The organism is uncultured Wocania sp., from assembly GCF_964021735.1.
Lineage (GTDB): Bacteria > Bacteroidota > Bacteroidia > Flavobacteriales > Flavobacteriaceae > Wocania_A.
The window spans coordinates 1-16,648 of the sequence record NZ_CAXIBN010000063.1 but is presented as its reverse complement, the minus strand read 5'-3'; the positions used below and the strand labels follow the sequence as shown (position 1 = coordinate 16,648).

Below are 16,648 nucleotides of genomic sequence, written 5' to 3'. Positions count from 1 at the left end.
TAGGGCAGTTATTCAAGCTTATAGGAAATGCTTTTGACCGTTTTTTTAAGTTTATAGGTAACATATTAAACAGTCTTTTTTTAGCTTTTGTTTGGATTGTGTTTTTTCTAAAAAAACACTTTATAAAATTTATAATTGCGGGAATTGTTGGAGTTGCTCTAGGCATATTATTGGAAAAAACTTCCGAACCGGTTTACAAATCGTACATCACTGTTAAGCAAAATTATAATACTGGAGAAAACTTATATAATGCCATTAGCTATTATAATGATTTAGTTTCACAGAACGATATTAGTACTTTAGAAAGTGTATTGGGCATAAAGCAGGACGAACTGTCCTCTATAATGGATATTAAAGTAGAATCGATTATCAGTGAAAATCAAAAAATTCAAGCTTATGATGCTTACATTAAAACACTTGATTCCACGGTAGCATCGACAATTGATTATGAATCGTTCTTAAAAAACGATAAGGATTACAATCATAAATACCAACAAATATCTATTAAAGCTAAACAAAGAAATAGTTTTAGTACGGTTTTTAATAAAATTGTACAAAACATAAATTCAAACCCATATTTTAAAAGAGAACAGGAAAAAGATATCAAATTATTAAATGAGCAAGCAGAAGCAATTAATAAATCATTAATTAAATCGGATACTCTATTGGCTGTTTACCAAAAAGCAATTATTAAAGCCGCTGAAAACAATAACAACTCTCAAGCCAGAATTACAATTGACAATCAAGAAACTGGGAGTTCTACTAAAGAGTTTGAGTTGTACTCCAAAGATTTGGAATTAAGAGAAAAGCTAGTAGAAATAGAGCGTAAAATAGCTGACAAACAACATCTTATTGAAATAACTTCTAGCAAACAAGATAGTGGCTCAATGGATAACAGCAAAGAACTTTTTGGTAAACCACTTAGTATGAAAAGGTATTATGCGTTAATTTTAGTTGCACTTACTTTTATATTTTTAATTGGTTGGGAGTTTATTAAGTTTTTAGGTCGATATAAAGATAAAATATAATGAATAAGACAATTTTGATTACTGGTGGTGCTGGGTTTATTGGCTCTCATGTGGTTAGGTTATTTGTAAATTCTTACCCTAATTATCACATTTTTAATCTCGACGCATTAACCTATGCGGGGAATTTAGAAAACTTAAGCGATATTGAAAACAAACCAAATTACACCTTTATAAAAGGAGACATTAATAGTGATGAGTTTGTGATTAGTATTTTTAAAAAACACAAATTTGATAGTGTTATTCATCTTGCTGCAGAGTCTCATGTTGACAGGTCGATAGAAGCCCCATTGGCTTTTGTTAAAACAAATGTAATAGGAACGATGACACTTCTAAATGCATTTAAAAACACTTGGAAAGGTAATTTTAATAACAAGCTGTTTTATCACGTAAGTACAGACGAGGTATATGGCACCTTAGGGAAGAAAGGCTTGTTTACAGAAACGACTCCATATAGTCCTAATTCTCCTTACTCAGCGTCTAAAGCAAGCTCAGATCATTTTGTTAGAGCCTATGGCGAAACATACAACATGCCGTATGTTATTACTAACTGCTCAAACAATTATGGGCAAAACCAATTTCCTGAAAAACTCATACCCTTATTTATAAATAATATTATAAATAATAAACCTTTACCCGTTTATGGAGATGGAAATTATACTAGAGATTGGTTATATGTAAAAGACCATGCGGTTGCAATAGATTTGGTTTTTCATAAAGGAAAAAACAGCGAAACATATAATATAGGCGGTTTTAATGAATGGAAAAACATCGATTTAATAAAGCTTTTGTGTAAACAAATGGACATTGAATTAAATCGTCCCACAGGAAGTTCGGAAGAGTTAATAACTTACGTTAAAGATCGCCCTGGACATGATTTAAGATACGCCATTGACGCATCAAAGATAAAGAATGAATTAGGGTGGACCCCATCAGTAACCTTTGAAGAAGGCCTAAAAAAAACCATAAATTGGTACTTAAATAATAAGGAATGGCTTAATAACGTGACTAGTGGAGCATACCAATCCTATTATAAAAAACAATATAGCAATTAAAATATGAAAGGAATTATATTAGCAGGAGGATCTGGGACAAGACTACATCCGTTAACACTGACTATAAGTAAGCAGTTAATGCCTATTTATGATAAACCAATGATTTATTATCCACTTTCAACTTTAATGTATGCTGGCATTAATGAAATATTAATTATTTCAACGCCTAAAGATCTTCCTTTATTTAAAGATTTATTAGGGGATGGCAAAGAGTATGGATGTAAATTTGAGTATGCAATACAAGAAGAGCCTAAAGGACTTGCTGAGGCTTTTATAATTGGGGCAGATTTTATAGGCACTGATAAGGTGGCACTTATTTTGGGTGATAATATTTTTTATGGATCTGGTTTATCAAAGCTTCTACAAGCTAATAATAATCCAAAAGGAGGAATTATTTATGCATATAGAGTGCATGACCCACAACGCTACGGCGTAGTAGAATTTGATGGTTCTGGCAAGGTAATTTCAATAGAAGAAAAACCAAAACAACCTAAATCAAATTTTGCAGTACCAGGTATATATTTTTACGATAATTCAGTGATTCAAATTGCAAAAAATATTGAGCCAAGTCACAGGGGGGAGTTAGAAATTACAGATGTGAATAAAGAATATTTAGAACAAGGAAGACTAAATGTTAGCATTTTAGACAGAGGAACAGCTTGGTTAGATACTGGTACGTTCCAATCACTAATGCAAGCCTCTCAATTTGTTGAGGTAATTGAGGAAAGGCAAGGGTTAAAAATAGGTTCGATAGAAGCAGCAGCATTTGAAATGAACTACATAAATGAAGCGCAATTTAAAGCTTTGGCAAAACCATTGCTTAAAAGCGGGTATGGTAAAAACTTGTTAGGACTACTGAAAAAAAAATAATGACGGTAAAAGAAACCAAACTAAAAGGATGTTTTGTAATTGAGCCAAAAATTTTTGAAGATAAAAGAGGTTATTTTCTTGAAAGCTACAATCAAAAATTGTTTAACAATTTAATAGGGGCTAATATTAAATTCGTTCAAGATAATGAGTCTTTTTCATCAAAAGGAGTTTTAAGGGGGTTACATTACCAAACAGGCAAACATGCTCAATCAAAATTAGTTAGAGTTTTAAAAGGAAAAGTTTTAGATGTAGCGGTTGATATTAGAAAACAGTCTCAAACGTTTGGGAAACATATAGCGGTAGAATTATCAAAAGAAAATAAAAAACAACTATATGTACCACGAGGGTTTGCGCATGGTTTTATTGTTTTAAGTGATACGGCAATTTTTTCATATAAATGCGATAATTTTTATAAGAAGGAAGCTGAAGCAGGAATAATATATAATGACAAGAATTTGAATATAGATTGGCAGTTAAATGAAGAAGATTTCATTGTATCAGAAAAAGATTTAATATTACCAAAATTTGAAAACGCTATATTATGATTAAGGTTTTGGTTACAGGCGCTAACGGACAATTAGGGCATTGCATAAAAGATATACAAAAAAAATATAGCCACATAAGTTTTGTTTTTACAGATTATAAAAATTTAGATATCTGTGACGAGAAAGCTGTAAGTCATTTTTTTCAAGAAAACGAACCGTTTCATTATTGCATTAATTGTGCAGCTTATACAGCAGTAGATAAGGCTGAAGAAGAAAAGGAAAAGGCATATAATATAAATGCATTTGGGCCTAAACATTTAGCGCTAGCCTGTAAAATGTATGACACCATATTAATTCATGTGTCAACAGATTTTGTATTTGATGGCTTATCCTCTAAACCTTACACTGAAAAAGACGGAACTAATCCCATAAGTGTATACGGAAAAACAAAACTGCAAGGAGAGTTATTGATAACAGGTATCTTAAAAGAACATTTTATAATAAGAACCTCTTGGTTGTACTCCGAACATGGAAATAATTTCATGAAAACCATGTTGCGTATGGCAGAAACAAGAAATGAAATTAGTGTAGTTGGTGACCAAATGGGTACACCAACTTATGCTAAAGATTTGGCTAAAACTACCTTAAAAATAATTGACTCTGGAATTAATGATTATGGAATTTACCACTTTTCAAATTGTGGTGAAACATCCTGGCACGGATTTGCAAAAGCTATATTTCAAGAAACTAATATTCAAATTAAGGTAAAAGAAGTTAAGACAGAAGAATATTTTACCCTTGCCAAACGACCAGCTTTTAGTGTGCTTTCTAAAAAGAAAACTATAGGACTATTAGGCATCAAAATCCCACATTGGAGGAACAGTTTAAAAATAGCTCTCAGGAATTATAAAACCATTATTAAGTAATATACAAAAAACAATTAAAATGGAGAATATAGTTTGGTGTTATTTGTCCCAATAAGATTTTGCTCATAGTTTAGGAAAAAGGTAGAATAACTAAAAACCCAATAAAAAAAATAGAAAAACAAAAAGGTATTTATAAATTTTTAACAAATGCATTATTGAAAATGACGGTACGCTTATTTAAAAAGAACCGTAAGAAGGTATTACAAAGAGAATTTTAATGTTGAATGCGATAAATTCAACCAAACGCAAGGCCTTGTTTCTAAGATTAAATTCAGGGGATTGCTAATTAGTAACTTAAAAAATAAACATGGATTTATTAGCTGTAATTCCTGCAAGAGCAGGGTCAAAAGGAGTTCCTAACAAAAATATAAGATTGTTAAATGGAAAACCATTGGTATATTATTCTATTAAAAACGCTTTGAAGAGTGAATATATAAATGAAGTTGTTGTTTCTACTGATTCTAAAGAAGTCGAAATGATTGCAAGGCAAATGGGTGCTTGTGTAATATGGAGGGACAAAAGTCTTTGTGGAGATGAGATTACATTGGACAGCGTGGTATATGATGCTATAAAAAGCAAAAAATGCGATTATGTCATAACAATGCAACCTACGTCACCTATATTAAAAGTAGAAACATTAGATAAAGCAATTCAGTATAGCATAGAAAGAAATATTGACACTTTAATTTCTGGAGTAAACTCCCCGCATTTAGCATGGAAATTAGATGATGATGATAACAAATACCCAGATTATAAGAAAAGATTAAATAGGCAATACTTACCACCACATTATCTTGAAACAGGTGCTTTTGTAATTTCTAAGAGAGAGGTAGTAACAAAAGTAACAAGAATAGGAAAAAAGGTAGATATATATGAAATTTCTAAAGATGAAGCAATTGATATAGACACTTTTGCAGATTTAAAGTACTGTGAAGTAATTTTGCAAAATCAAAAAATTGCTTTTTATGTTAATGGAAATACCAAAAGAGGTATGGGGCACATATACAGGTGTCTAGAATTAGTTGATGAGTTTTATGTTAAACCTGATATATATTATGATATTAATCAAACGGATGTTGCTTTATTCGGAAGAACTGAACACAATTTGATTGGAGTAGATGGAATTCAAGAATTATTTGAAGTTTTGTCAAAAAATAAATATAATTTGTTTATAAACGATATACTTAACACAACCATCGACTATATGATAGCTTTAAAAAGATGTAATCCAGCAAAAAAAATAGTCAATTTTGAAGATGATGGAGAAGGCGCTCACAAGGCAGATTTAGTAATAAATGCGTTATATCAAAACCCTACGGTTGCTCAAATGAAAGCTGGTGAAAAATATTATGTTTGTGCAAAAACCTTTATGTTCTATAATCCAATCGAAATAAAAAAAGAAGTAAAAAAAATATTTATTTCATTTGGAGGATCCGATCCACAAAATTACACGGATAGATTAGTTGAAATTGCAAAAAAAGCTAAATATAATGATTATAAGTTTATCTTTGTTATTGGGAGAGCAAAACAAAATGTACCAAATTTAATGAAATTTAATGAAATTCAAAATATTGAAATGTTGTTTGACGTTAAAAATATGTCCGAATTGATGACAAGTTGTGATATAGCAATTACATCCAGAGGAAGAACAGGTTATGAATTGGCTATTTTAGGATTACCCACAATAGCAATGGCACAAAATAACAGAGAAGAAAAACATGGATTTGTAAGCCATGAAAATGGTTTTAACTATTTAGGATTAAATCCAAGTGATAATATTATTGAATCTAATTTAGATATTTACATTAAGTTATCAAAAAAAGAAAGAATAGTTATTCAAAAGAAACTCTTGAGTCATAATTTGAGAGAAGGAAAGAGAAGAGTGGTAAATTTAATTAATAGTTTATAGATAAAATTTTAAGATGAAAAAACCATACATTATAGCCGAAGTAGGCGTTAATTTTTATGATACAGCAAAACAAATGGATATAACTCCATTAGAGGCGGCGAAACTATATGTGTTAGAAGCTAAAAAAGGAGGAGCAGATGCCGTTAAATTTCAATCCTATAAAGCAGATACACTTGTTTCTAAACAATCTCCAGCATATTGGGACTTGAACAAAGAACAAACAAAAACTCAACATGGTTTGTTTCAAAAGCATGATGGGTTTGAAAAGCAAGATTATCAAATCCTATGTGATTATTCAAAGAAATTGGGGATTGATTTTATGTCAACACCATTTGATTTTGAATCGGCAGATTATTTATTTGATATGATAGATATTTACAAGATATCATCTTCAGATTTATCAAATATTCCATTTATTAAGCATATTGCGAAAAAAAGAAAGCCAATTTATATTTCTGCAGGAGCCGCATATATTTCAGAGGTTGAAGAAGCGGTAAGGGTAATTAGTGATGCTGGATGTACAGATATATGTGTTTTACATTGTGTATTATCATATCCAACAAAAAATCAAGATGCTAATTTAAATATGATTAAGCACTTAAGAAAAATTTTTCCCAATATAAAAATTGGGTACAGCGATCATACAATGCCAGACAAGACAATGACCATTCTTACAACAGCCTATTTATTTGGGGCTGAAGTAATTGAGAAACATTTTACTCTTGATAAAACATTAAGTGGAAATGATCATTATCATGCAATGGATTATAACGATTTGAAGGTTTCCGTGGAAAATTTTGAATTATTACAGGTTATAGGGGGACAATACGAAAAGACTGTTTTAGATTGTGAAATTATACCTAGAAGAGAAGCTAGAAGATCACTCGTATTAACTAGAAAGATGAGTAAAGGAGAAATTATTAAAGCCGAGGATATAATGATTAAAAGACCAGGTACAGGAATTAAACCCGAACATATTGATATTGTAATTGGAAGAAAAGTGAATAAAGAATTAGCTGAAGATACTGTATTAACATGGGATATGGTATAATTTAAATATATATATATGATTGTATTACTTTCGGGTCAAATTAAAAACATAGGAGATTTTTTAATTACGGATAGATCCAGAAGATTATTTGAAGAATTTGTCGACAAAGAAATTGTAATTTTAGATAGAACTAAAAAATTGGATGAACACCTTGATGTAATTAACAAATCCAGGTTTGTTGTAATGTGTGGAGGCCCAGCTTATGCAGATAATATCTATGATGGAATATACCCTTTAGTTGATGATTTATCGAAAATTAAAGTGCCAATTATTCCTTTTGGGTTAGGTTGGTGTGGAAGACCCTCTGGAAATCCACTGGCGTTTTCTTTTAATAAGAAATCTCAGGAGTTTTTGGATCAAACACATTCAAAAATCAACAACTCAAGCTGTAGGTGTTTAACTACGGAGAAAGTGTTGAATAATAATGGATTTAAAAATGTAGTTATGACTGGGTGCCCAGTTTGGTATGATTTACGGTCTATAGGGAAAAGTTTCCCAAAAAATAATGACATAAAACATATTGTATTTACAACAGCCGCTGACCCAAAGTTAATAGGTCAGACGGTAAAATTAATTAAACTAATTTCTCGGCAGTTTCCAACTGCCAAAATCACAATGACTTATCATAGAGGAATCCTTCCTGATAAGCACACAACAATAAGAGCGACTATTGGTTATTTATTGATGGCTTTAGGATCAAAGCTCGTTAATTCAAGGATTAAAATCCGGGATGTTGCCTACGATTTGAAAAAGTTAAATTTTTATGATGATTGTGATTTTCATATTGGATATAGGGTTCATGCCCATTTGTATTTCTTAAGTAAAAGATTACCGTCAATATTGATAAATGAGGATGGAAGAGGTAAGGGGATGGTAGAAACAATGAATCTGCCTGTCTTTAATATTGAGGACAAAAACTTAATTCAAAAAATTAATACTGTTCTTAGCAACTATAAAAAATCCGATTTTTCAGACTTTGAAAGAATTGAAAAGTTTATAGATAGTCATTTTGAGGTAATGAAGGGTTTTCTAAATAATTTAAATAAATTTTGATTTCATTTGTTTTAAAAAAATACAGAAAATATTTCAAAAAGAATAATTCAATACGATTCGGAGCAGAAGTTAATAAAACTGTTTTGGGAAGAAATATTAATATTTCACGTTACTGTTTTGTTAGTAACTCTGTCATAGGAGATTACACTTCGGTGGGGAGGAATACAACAATTATAAATGCGGAAATTTCAAAATTCTGCTCCATTTCATGGAATGTAACAATTGGTGCAACCCAACATAATTATAAAAGAGTCAGTACGCATGCATTTTCTTACATAGAATACTATGGCTTTGTGGAAAAAGATTTGAGAATTATTGTGAGAACTTTTATTGGACATGATGTTTGGATTGGAGCAAACTCTATTGTAATGCCTGGTGTTAGGGTTGGTAATGGAGCTGTTATTGGTGCAGGCTCTGTTGTTACAAAAGATGTTAATGACTTTGAAATTGTTTATGGAGTACCAGCAATTTCGAAAGGATATAGGTTTAACCAAAAGACCATAGAAGATATAAATCAATTGAATTGGTGGCATTGGGAAGATAAAAAAATAAAAGAAAACATTGAGATATTTAAAAAACCTTTTAGTAAACGCTAGAATTATCGGTGATTCTAAAAAAGGTTACTTTTATTATATATTAGGAGAAGGGGTTTCCAAAGGCACAATTTTTTTGCTTTTGGCATTTTATACTAATTATTTTAGTAAAAGAGATTTTGGCATTTTATCATTGTTTTGGGTGGCAGTACCACTTATGTCAGTGCTTATAGATTTTTCCCAAAGAAGTTACTTAAAATATTATTACATTCATACTAAGAAAAATACTGAAGAACTGTTATCCTCTGTAAAGTATTTTTGCTTATCCATTTCAGGTATATTGCTTTTAATCTTTTTATTCAAAGATGAATTGGGAGTTTATCTTATTGACAGGATTAGCGATTATTTCGTTTTGTTTTGTGCTTTATTTTACGCTTTAATCGAATTAGACTTATCCCTATTTCAAATAAAAGGAGATTATAAGAAATACAATGTATTTTTCATTTTGAGGAATGGGTTTCCCTACATTATTACTGCTTTAGTTCTAGTCTTTTTTAAAACCAGTGTATTCACATTTATGAAGGTTCAATTAATTGTTTTTTTTTGTTTAGCAATTTATAACTTTCGGAAGGTAAAAAAAATAAATATAAACAAATGTCTGGCTTATATTAAACCAGGGCTTAATTTTAGTGCTCCTTTTATTCCGGCGATGTTGTCCGTTTTAGTTTTAAGTTTTTCTGACCGATTTATAATTAATTATTATTTTTCAGAAGTTGAGGTTGCCGATTACACTGTCGCATATACAATTAGTTCAATATTTATGGCGTTCTTTTTAGCAACAAATAAAATGTGGCAAAAATTCATATTGGAAAATTTGAAATTGAAAAATTTTGAAAAAATCAGAATAGCATCTAGAAGGTATATACTAATTGTACTTAGCGTGGGACTATTGATAATTTTGTTAAGAAAACATTTAGTATTCTTTTTATCAAATAAAACGTATCTTTCTATAGTCGAGTTGATTCCTGTAATTGTAATTGGAATGTTTTTTTGCTTTTTGTATACTATCCTTTCAAACATTCCTTTTTTCTATAAGAACACACGTTATTTGGCTTTACCGGCGATTATAGCTGCTATGATTAATATTGTTTTTAATGTTATTTTAATTCCAATCTACGGATATAAAATAGCAGCATTGACAACGGCTATAAGTTATGCGGTAGAGTTTTTGGTTATATACCTTATTTGTTTAAAAAAATATAAAATTGACATCATTTTTCATGGCCTTACTAAACGAATCATTTAACAAAGTTCAAAAGTTCAACACTTATACAATAGTTTATAAAGGCTTAAACATAATTTCGTTGTCTCAAATTTTTGTATTTGAACATTCATTAGGACGGCTAATTAGTGGTGGGTTTTTTAGTAAACTTAAAATAGTGAGTTTAGATAATTATTTAAAAGCTATTATCTCGTTTTTCTATTTATTTAGAAAAAATTCAAATAAAAAAATAGAATATTTATTTATAAATGATGTTTATAATCAAAGTATGATTTCAAATATGCGAGATGTTAGCAAATCTTTTGCGGATGGCTTTGTTGAAATTGTATGTGATAAAAGAATCCTTCAAAAAGATAGCGTGTTTCTTTTTAAGTTTTTCACCCCTTTAAACTATTTCAAGGAATTATTTAAACTGTTTGAAGTTAACAAGAGTGACATAAAAGAAATAAAAAAACTCTCAACAGAATTTAAGATTCATCCTTTTTTATTAATAATGAACATTATTGAATCTATTTTTATTATAAACTGTATTGAAGGTTTTTTCAGAAAATATAAGAGTATTAAGAGCATAACCCTTAATTCCGATGCACATAAGGTATCTAGAGCTTTTGTTTTATACGCTAGAACTAAAAACATTAAAACCAAAGTAATTCAGCACGGGTCAACTGTTCTAGAATATGGCTATTTGCCAGTTTTGGCAGACACAATTTTTACATGGGGCTCAATTTCGAATGATTGGTTTTTAACAAGAGGCACGTCAAAAAACCAACTTAAAATTACTGGAACGCCAAAAACGGATAGAATGATTAAATATGATATAATAAATAAAGATATTACTGAAGTTAAGGATATTTTATTAGTAATTAATCCAATTGGCAATACTAACGTAGAAAAGGTGCTAGAAATTATTAAAACTTCAGGGTTACATAATAAGTATAATTTAAAAATAAAATTACACCCTGGCTCAATTGATAATAAAGAGCAGGTAGAAAAATACTTTTTAAATACTCAAGCAAAAATATACAAAAAAGAAAACATCCATGAGTTAATAATGGATAGTGATATAGTTATTACAACAACTTCAACTGTTGGGAATGAAGCAATAGCTTTTTATAAGCCGTTAATTCAATTAGAGATAAGCGAAATAAATGTTCAAATGGAATACAATGAATTTAATTGTAGCCATTCTATCAAAAACTCATATTCATTGGATAACCTTCTAGATAATTTAGAGTTACTTAACTCAAAAAAAACAAATTACGAAAATTTTATTACAGAATATTTTTATAAATTGGATGGAGGTTCAGCTTTTAGGATAATTAATGGTATAATTTAAATGGATAAACTCTTAAACAAAATAATAAAATCTAAAACGCTGATTCTGTCGGTGTTTATGGCGGGCTTTTTATCGTGTAAAGATGTAAAGGTTGAAAACAGTGAATGTATTATTGTTGAAGTTATTTTGATAATGCAGAAGAACGATACATTAGAGCTATTTTATAATAGTCGTAAAAATGAAAGTTTTATGGCTAAAAAAAGTTTAAGAAAACCGATAAATGGGAGTACTTCAGAGCAAAAAATAAAATTCGTTTTAGAACAAGGTATTTATCCAACCCGGTTACGATTGGATTTAGGTGAAAATCAAAACCAAAAAGAGATTTTAATAAAGAATATAACATTAAAATATAACAATGGAAACCACGAGTTCTCTAATTTAGAATTGGAAAAATATTTTAAACCAAGTAAATATTTTAACTTTGAAAACTTGAGAGGGAAGCCTATGGTAATAGATAGAAAGTACGACCCATATTTAGAATCCTACAATATATCTAAGTTTATTAATAAATTAATACTTAATTAAACAATTTCTACTAAAAAAACCGTGAAATTCAATTTGAGAAAAGAAAACGTTCTGTTTTCTTTAATTTGTGTTATTTTATTGTGTGCTCTTTATTTAAGTATTGGAGTTGTATCTATACTAGGGTTGAATGGGGAAGTACACTATAATAATATTGCTAGTTTAACAATACCGTCAATTATATTTTTCATTGTTGTGTGTATTTTTGCTATTTGGAGAATTCAATTATATTTTTTATTGTTAATTTTCGTTTTATTGGCCTTTCCGGCACCAGTCGATGATATATTTCCAAGTATATATATATCAAATCAAGACGATTTTAGGTCGGTCGTTTTTCCATTGATTACTAGGATTGATATTTATTTAATATTAGGTGTAGTTATAGGGTTACTAAAGAAAGGGGGTAGATTGCCACTTATTAAGTTCCCATTAATCCTAAAATTATTTCTGCTGTTATTTGTTTTAGTGTTTTTTTTTAATGTATTTAAATCAAATGACTTTTGGGATTTTAATTTGTTGTTAACATACTCTTATCACATTCGATATTTTATCCTTTTTCTCATCCTTTTTCAGTTATTTGATATAAAAAAATACGAAAGTCAGATAGTAAATAGCTTTGTGATTAGTATAGTTTTTTTATGTTTTGAGGCATTTGTGAATACTTATTTTAAGGAAGCGGGTAGACTAATGAGCGGTAGTTTAGCACTAAATACTTTTGCAAATATTACGGGTGCAACTTCTATTTTTATTTATTTTTTAGTTAAGAAAAAATTAATAAGTAAAAGAATAGCATATTTAACATTTTTAGTTACAATAGTTATTTTGTTAGGCTCAGGTACAAGAGGAGCTTTATTAAGTGTAATCGTCACTCTTTTGATTTTGTCTGTTTTAGAAAATCCAAGAAAAGCTGCAATTAATTTTTTAAAAGCAAGTGCGGTTTTTTTTATTTCAATAATTGTTTATTTATATGGTGTTGAACAAAATATCATTCCTAAAAGATATTCAGTTTCAGAAATTTCAAAAAAAGTAAATATTGATTTCTCGAAAGATGGCCTCAGAGATATTTTTCACCTTGAACATTCTTGGGAAACAAATTCGATCATTTCAAGACTAGGGTTATTTGAGTCATCATTAAATATGATAGAAAAGCATCCTTTAACAGGTATTGGCGCTGGTCGTTGGAATAGATATAAGAATAATTATCTTGAGGATAAGAGTATTGTAAAAGTTTTAATAGACTCACATAACGATTATTTGGCAATGATGTCTCAGTATGGTATCCCATTGGGATTACTTTTTAGTTATTTAGTGTTTTTATACCCAGTTAGTCAGCAGATTAAAATAAGAGGAGCTTATAATGGACCCTTATTGTACCTTTATGTTATTAACCTTACTATGGGAATAGCTGCATTTTCCAATGCCGGATTTTTTAAGCATCAAGTAGCATCCGTTTTGCTTTTTTCTGTATGTTGTCTAAACTCAATATATTTTACAAAAGATGAAAATCAAAGTATTTCTAATTAAAATAAATTATATAAAATGGACAGCAATACTTTTTGCTTTCTCGTTTTGTTTAGGTATTGGCTTTAATTCAATATGTTATGGCCTTTTTTTGTTTACAGGTTTGTTTTTTGCGATAAAGGATTATAAAAACCTAAATTTGCAACATAATTTTAATGAACTTAATTTACCTTTAATAATCTTTTTCCTAATGATGTTGGTGAGAGAGGCCTCTGATGCAAATCCTGTTTTAGAAAATGTCATTTTAAAGTATTCTGCATTTATTCTCTTACCAATTATTATTAGCTTCCATACTAAAGAATTAAAGAAACATATTCATATTATATTTTATTTTTTTTTAGTTGGAGCAGTAATTAGCGCAATTATTAATTTGGGATTTGCTATTTTTAGAGGTTTTTTGATAAACGAAGCAGGAATTAATTTTTGGTATTTTACATATGATTTTTTGGCGGAACCTTTTGGGATGCAACCAATTTACCTATCTTTTTTTTATGTTTTTAGTTTGTTGATATTAAGTTATTATAATTTTTTTAGTAAGGTAAAGATTTTTTATTATTCGCTATATTTTCTTTTTTCTATAAGTATTTTTCTTTTGGCTGCAAGAAATGCAATTGTATGTTTATTAGTCATAGTTCCTCTTTTTTTAATTATAAAAAAAAAATTATCATATAAAAGAGCAAGTATAGCGATACTTATACTTGGCGTTTGTTTCTTTATTGCAATTAAGAATCCAGTAGTTAAAAACAGAATATTTAAAGTTAATAAAGTTGAAAATGTTTTTTCAGGTACTTCATTGAGAATAAGTATATGGGAAAGCGCTTATGTTGTGTCAAAAAAAAATATCCTATTCGGAGTCGGAAGAAATAAGGGCAAATTATTATTGTTGGATGAATTTAAACGAAAAAACCTAACCACACCTTTAATGCAAAGATATCATGCGCATAATCAAGTTTTACAAACTTTGATGCAGTATGGTATTGTTGGGTTGGTATTACTTTTACTGTCTTTTATTTGGGGAATGTATTGGTGTTTTAAAAGAAAAAACACCTTAGGCGTTTTTTTACTCATTATTTTTATGATTAGTTCAATAACTGAATCTATTTTTATGCGGCAATGGGGTGTTTTTAGTTTTGCGTTTTTTGTTAGTTTAATAACATTAGACGAATACAATCTTAAACCCTAATTAATACAATTTTTAGAGGGTTTAAGATTATATTTGACAAATTAGAAAACATAAAAGACAAAGAGCAAAAATAAAACAATGAATATAATTTATTTCAAATGTTTAGAAGGAAACAAAAAAATTAGACAGCAATAATCTCCTGTGCGTATAGAATTCCCGATTTTATAATGGAAAATCATTGGACTATGAATTGGTTTCCAAGAAATGAATTCTTCGCATCTAATTTTTTTGAGAAACTTAATTCTTTATAGATTAAAATAAGTTATATTAAATTGAAACAGCTAAAAACCAATAATTTTGAAAATAGGAATTTTAGGAACCAGGGGTGTGCCAAACAACCATGGCGGATTTGAACAGTTTGCTGAATATTTTTCAGTATATCTTGAAGAGGAAGGTCATGAGGTTTATGTGTATAATTCTAGTAGTCACCCATATAAAGAATCAAATTTCAGAGGTATCAACATAATTCACTGCAAAGATCCAGAAAACAGAATAGGTACCGTTGGACAGTTTATTTATGATTTAAATTGCATTCTTGATTCCAGAAAGAGGCGATTTGATGTAATTCTTCAATTGGGATATACCAGTAGCTCTATATGGAATAAACTTCTGCCTAAATCATCAAAAATAGTAACAAATATGGATGGATTAGAGTGGAAACGATCAAAGTATTCCAAGTTAGTTCAAAGGTTTCTACTCTATGCAGAAGGGTTGGCTGTAAAAAGTAGTGATGTTTTGGTGTCGGATTCCATAGGAATTCGAGAGTATATAAAATCAAAATACAACATGCACTCAGAATACATAGCTTATGGTGCTAATATTTTTTCCAATCAGAATGAAGAAATATTAAATAAATATGGGCTAGAAAAATATTGTTATGATATGTTGATTGCTAGACTGGAACCCGAAAATAATATTGAAATAATCCTTGACGGAGTAGCTAAATCAAACGCTAAACGACCTTTTATAGTCGTGGGAAAGCATGATGTAAATAAATTTGGAGGCTACCTTAAAGAAAAGTTTAGCGATTATAAGAATATAAGGTTTGTAGGGGGTGTATACAATATGGAGGATTTAAATAATTTACGATTTTTTTCAAATCTTTATTTTCATGGGCATTCTGTAGGAGGAACAAATCCGTCTTTGTTAGAAGCTATGGCATCCAATTCTCTTATAGTAGCTAATGATAATATATTTAATAAATCAATTTTAAAAGAAGATGCTCTTTATTTTAAAAACTCAGAACAAGTGTCAAATTTTTTGAATGTCATAAAAAAGCAAAAGTATCGTAATTACTTGAATAATAATAAGCAAAAAATAGAAAGAATGTTTAGTTGGGATATTATAAACACTCAATATTTGGAATTAATCAAAAAAATTAAATGAAAATAAATAACATCTGCTGTATCGGCGCAGGCTACGTAGGTGGGCCAACCATGGCGGTAATAGCAAAACAATGCCCAGATATAAAAATTACCGTTGTAGATATTAATGAAGCTAGAATAGCCGCATGGAACTCCAATAACCTTGATGAGTTACCCATATTCGAACCAGATTTAGCCTATATTGTTAAAGAAACAAGAGGCAAAAATCTTTTCTTTTCTACAGATATAGATAAAGCCATAGATGAGGCGCAAATGATTTTCATATCGGTAAATACGCCAACTAAAACCTACGGAAAAGGAAAAGGAATGGCGTCCGATTTAAAATATATTGAATTGTGTGCTAGACAAATCGCCAAAGTGGCCAAACACGATAAAATAGTGGTTGAAAAATCGACACTTCCCGTAAGAACGGCATCGGCCATAAAGAGCATTTTGGACAATACGGGGAATGGGGTTAAATTTCAAATTTTATCAAACCCAGAATTTTTGGCAGAAGGAACAGCAGTACAAGA

The 16,648-nt window shown here is 29.6% G+C and carries 15 protein-coding genes and 1 pseudogene; all 16 read left to right on the top strand.

Annotated features, from left to right (window positions below; all coding sequences use genetic code 11):
• A partial coding sequence (locus AADI82_RS07420; RefSeq protein WP_341215811.1) for a hypothetical protein occupies positions 1-1,028 on the top strand: 1,028 nt, incomplete at its 5' end.
• On the top strand, positions 1,028-2,080 hold the full coding sequence (rfbB, locus tag AADI82_RS07415; RefSeq protein WP_341215810.1) for a dTDP-glucose 4,6-dehydratase: 1,053 nt from the start codon (positions 1,028-1,030) through the stop codon (positions 2,078-2,080). The genes AADI82_RS07420 and rfbB, both read left to right, overlap by 1 nt.
• 3 nt (positions 2,081-2,083) lie before the next feature.
• A complete protein-coding gene (rfbA, locus tag AADI82_RS07410) occupies positions 2,084-2,950 on the top strand; it encodes a glucose-1-phosphate thymidylyltransferase RfbA (RefSeq protein WP_341215809.1) in 867 nt (288 codons plus the stop codon).
• Positions 2,950-3,495: a dTDP-4-dehydrorhamnose 3,5-epimerase gene (gene rfbC / locus AADI82_RS07405; protein ID WP_341215808.1), complete on the top strand. Its 546-nt coding sequence runs from the start codon at positions 2,950-2,952 to the stop codon at positions 3,493-3,495. The genes rfbA and rfbC overlap by 1 nt, the downstream gene beginning before the upstream one ends.
• Positions 3,492-4,361, top strand: coding sequence for a dTDP-4-dehydrorhamnose reductase (rfbD, locus tag AADI82_RS07400; protein ID WP_341215807.1), 870 nt, complete (start codon positions 3,492-3,494; stop codon positions 4,359-4,361). Before rfbC ends, rfbD begins: the two co-directional genes overlap by 4 nt.
• Before the next feature lie 307 nt (positions 4,362-4,668).
• Entirely contained in the window at positions 4,669-6,270 is a 1,602-nt protein-coding gene (locus AADI82_RS07395; protein WP_341215806.1) for a hypothetical protein, read from the top strand.
• 13 nt (positions 6,271-6,283) lie between these two features.
• Entirely contained in the window at positions 6,284-7,321 is a 1,038-nt protein-coding gene (locus AADI82_RS07390) for an N-acetylneuraminate synthase family protein (RefSeq protein WP_341215805.1), read from the top strand.
• Between the two features lie 15 nt (positions 7,322-7,336).
• A complete protein-coding gene (locus AADI82_RS07385; protein ID WP_341215804.1) occupies positions 7,337-8,374 on the top strand; it encodes a polysaccharide pyruvyl transferase family protein in 1,038 nt (345 codons plus the stop codon).
• Between the two features lie 83 nt (positions 8,375-8,457).
• Positions 8,458-8,970, top strand: coding sequence for a DapH/DapD/GlmU-related protein (locus AADI82_RS07380; protein WP_341215803.1), 513 nt, complete (start codon positions 8,458-8,460; stop codon positions 8,968-8,970).
• On the top strand, positions 8,936-10,213 hold the full coding sequence (locus AADI82_RS07375; RefSeq protein WP_341215802.1) for a polysaccharide biosynthesis C-terminal domain-containing protein: 1,278 nt from the start codon (positions 8,936-8,938) through the stop codon (positions 10,211-10,213). The genes AADI82_RS07380 and AADI82_RS07375 overlap by 35 nt, the downstream gene beginning before the upstream one ends.
• Positions 10,173-11,525 (top strand): hypothetical protein, encoded by a 1,353-nt coding sequence (locus AADI82_RS07370; RefSeq protein ID WP_341215801.1) that lies wholly within the window; start codon positions 10,173-10,175, stop codon positions 11,523-11,525. Before AADI82_RS07375 ends, AADI82_RS07370 begins: the two co-directional genes overlap by 41 nt.
• Positions 11,526-12,050, top strand: coding sequence for a hypothetical protein (locus tag AADI82_RS07365; RefSeq protein ID WP_341215800.1), 525 nt, complete (start codon positions 11,526-11,528; stop codon positions 12,048-12,050).
• A 33-nt stretch (positions 12,051-12,083) separates the two neighbouring features.
• Positions 12,084-13,571, top strand: coding sequence for an O-antigen ligase family protein (locus AADI82_RS07360; RefSeq protein WP_341215799.1), 1,488 nt, complete (start codon positions 12,084-12,086; stop codon positions 13,569-13,571).
• Positions 13,546-14,751, top strand: a complete 1,206-nt coding sequence (locus tag AADI82_RS07355; RefSeq protein WP_341215798.1) for an O-antigen ligase family protein — start codon at positions 13,546-13,548, stop codon at positions 14,749-14,751. Before AADI82_RS07360 ends, AADI82_RS07355 begins: the two co-directional genes overlap by 26 nt.
• A 297-nt stretch (positions 14,752-15,048) precedes the next feature.
• Positions 15,049-16,137, top strand: a complete 1,089-nt coding sequence (locus AADI82_RS07350; RefSeq protein ID WP_341215797.1) for a DUF1972 domain-containing protein — start codon at positions 15,049-15,051, stop codon at positions 16,135-16,137.
• Positions 16,134-16,648, top strand: a pseudogene (locus AADI82_RS07345) (nucleotide sugar dehydrogenase); the annotation flags it as partial. The gene AADI82_RS07350 and the pseudogene AADI82_RS07345, both read left to right, overlap by 4 nt.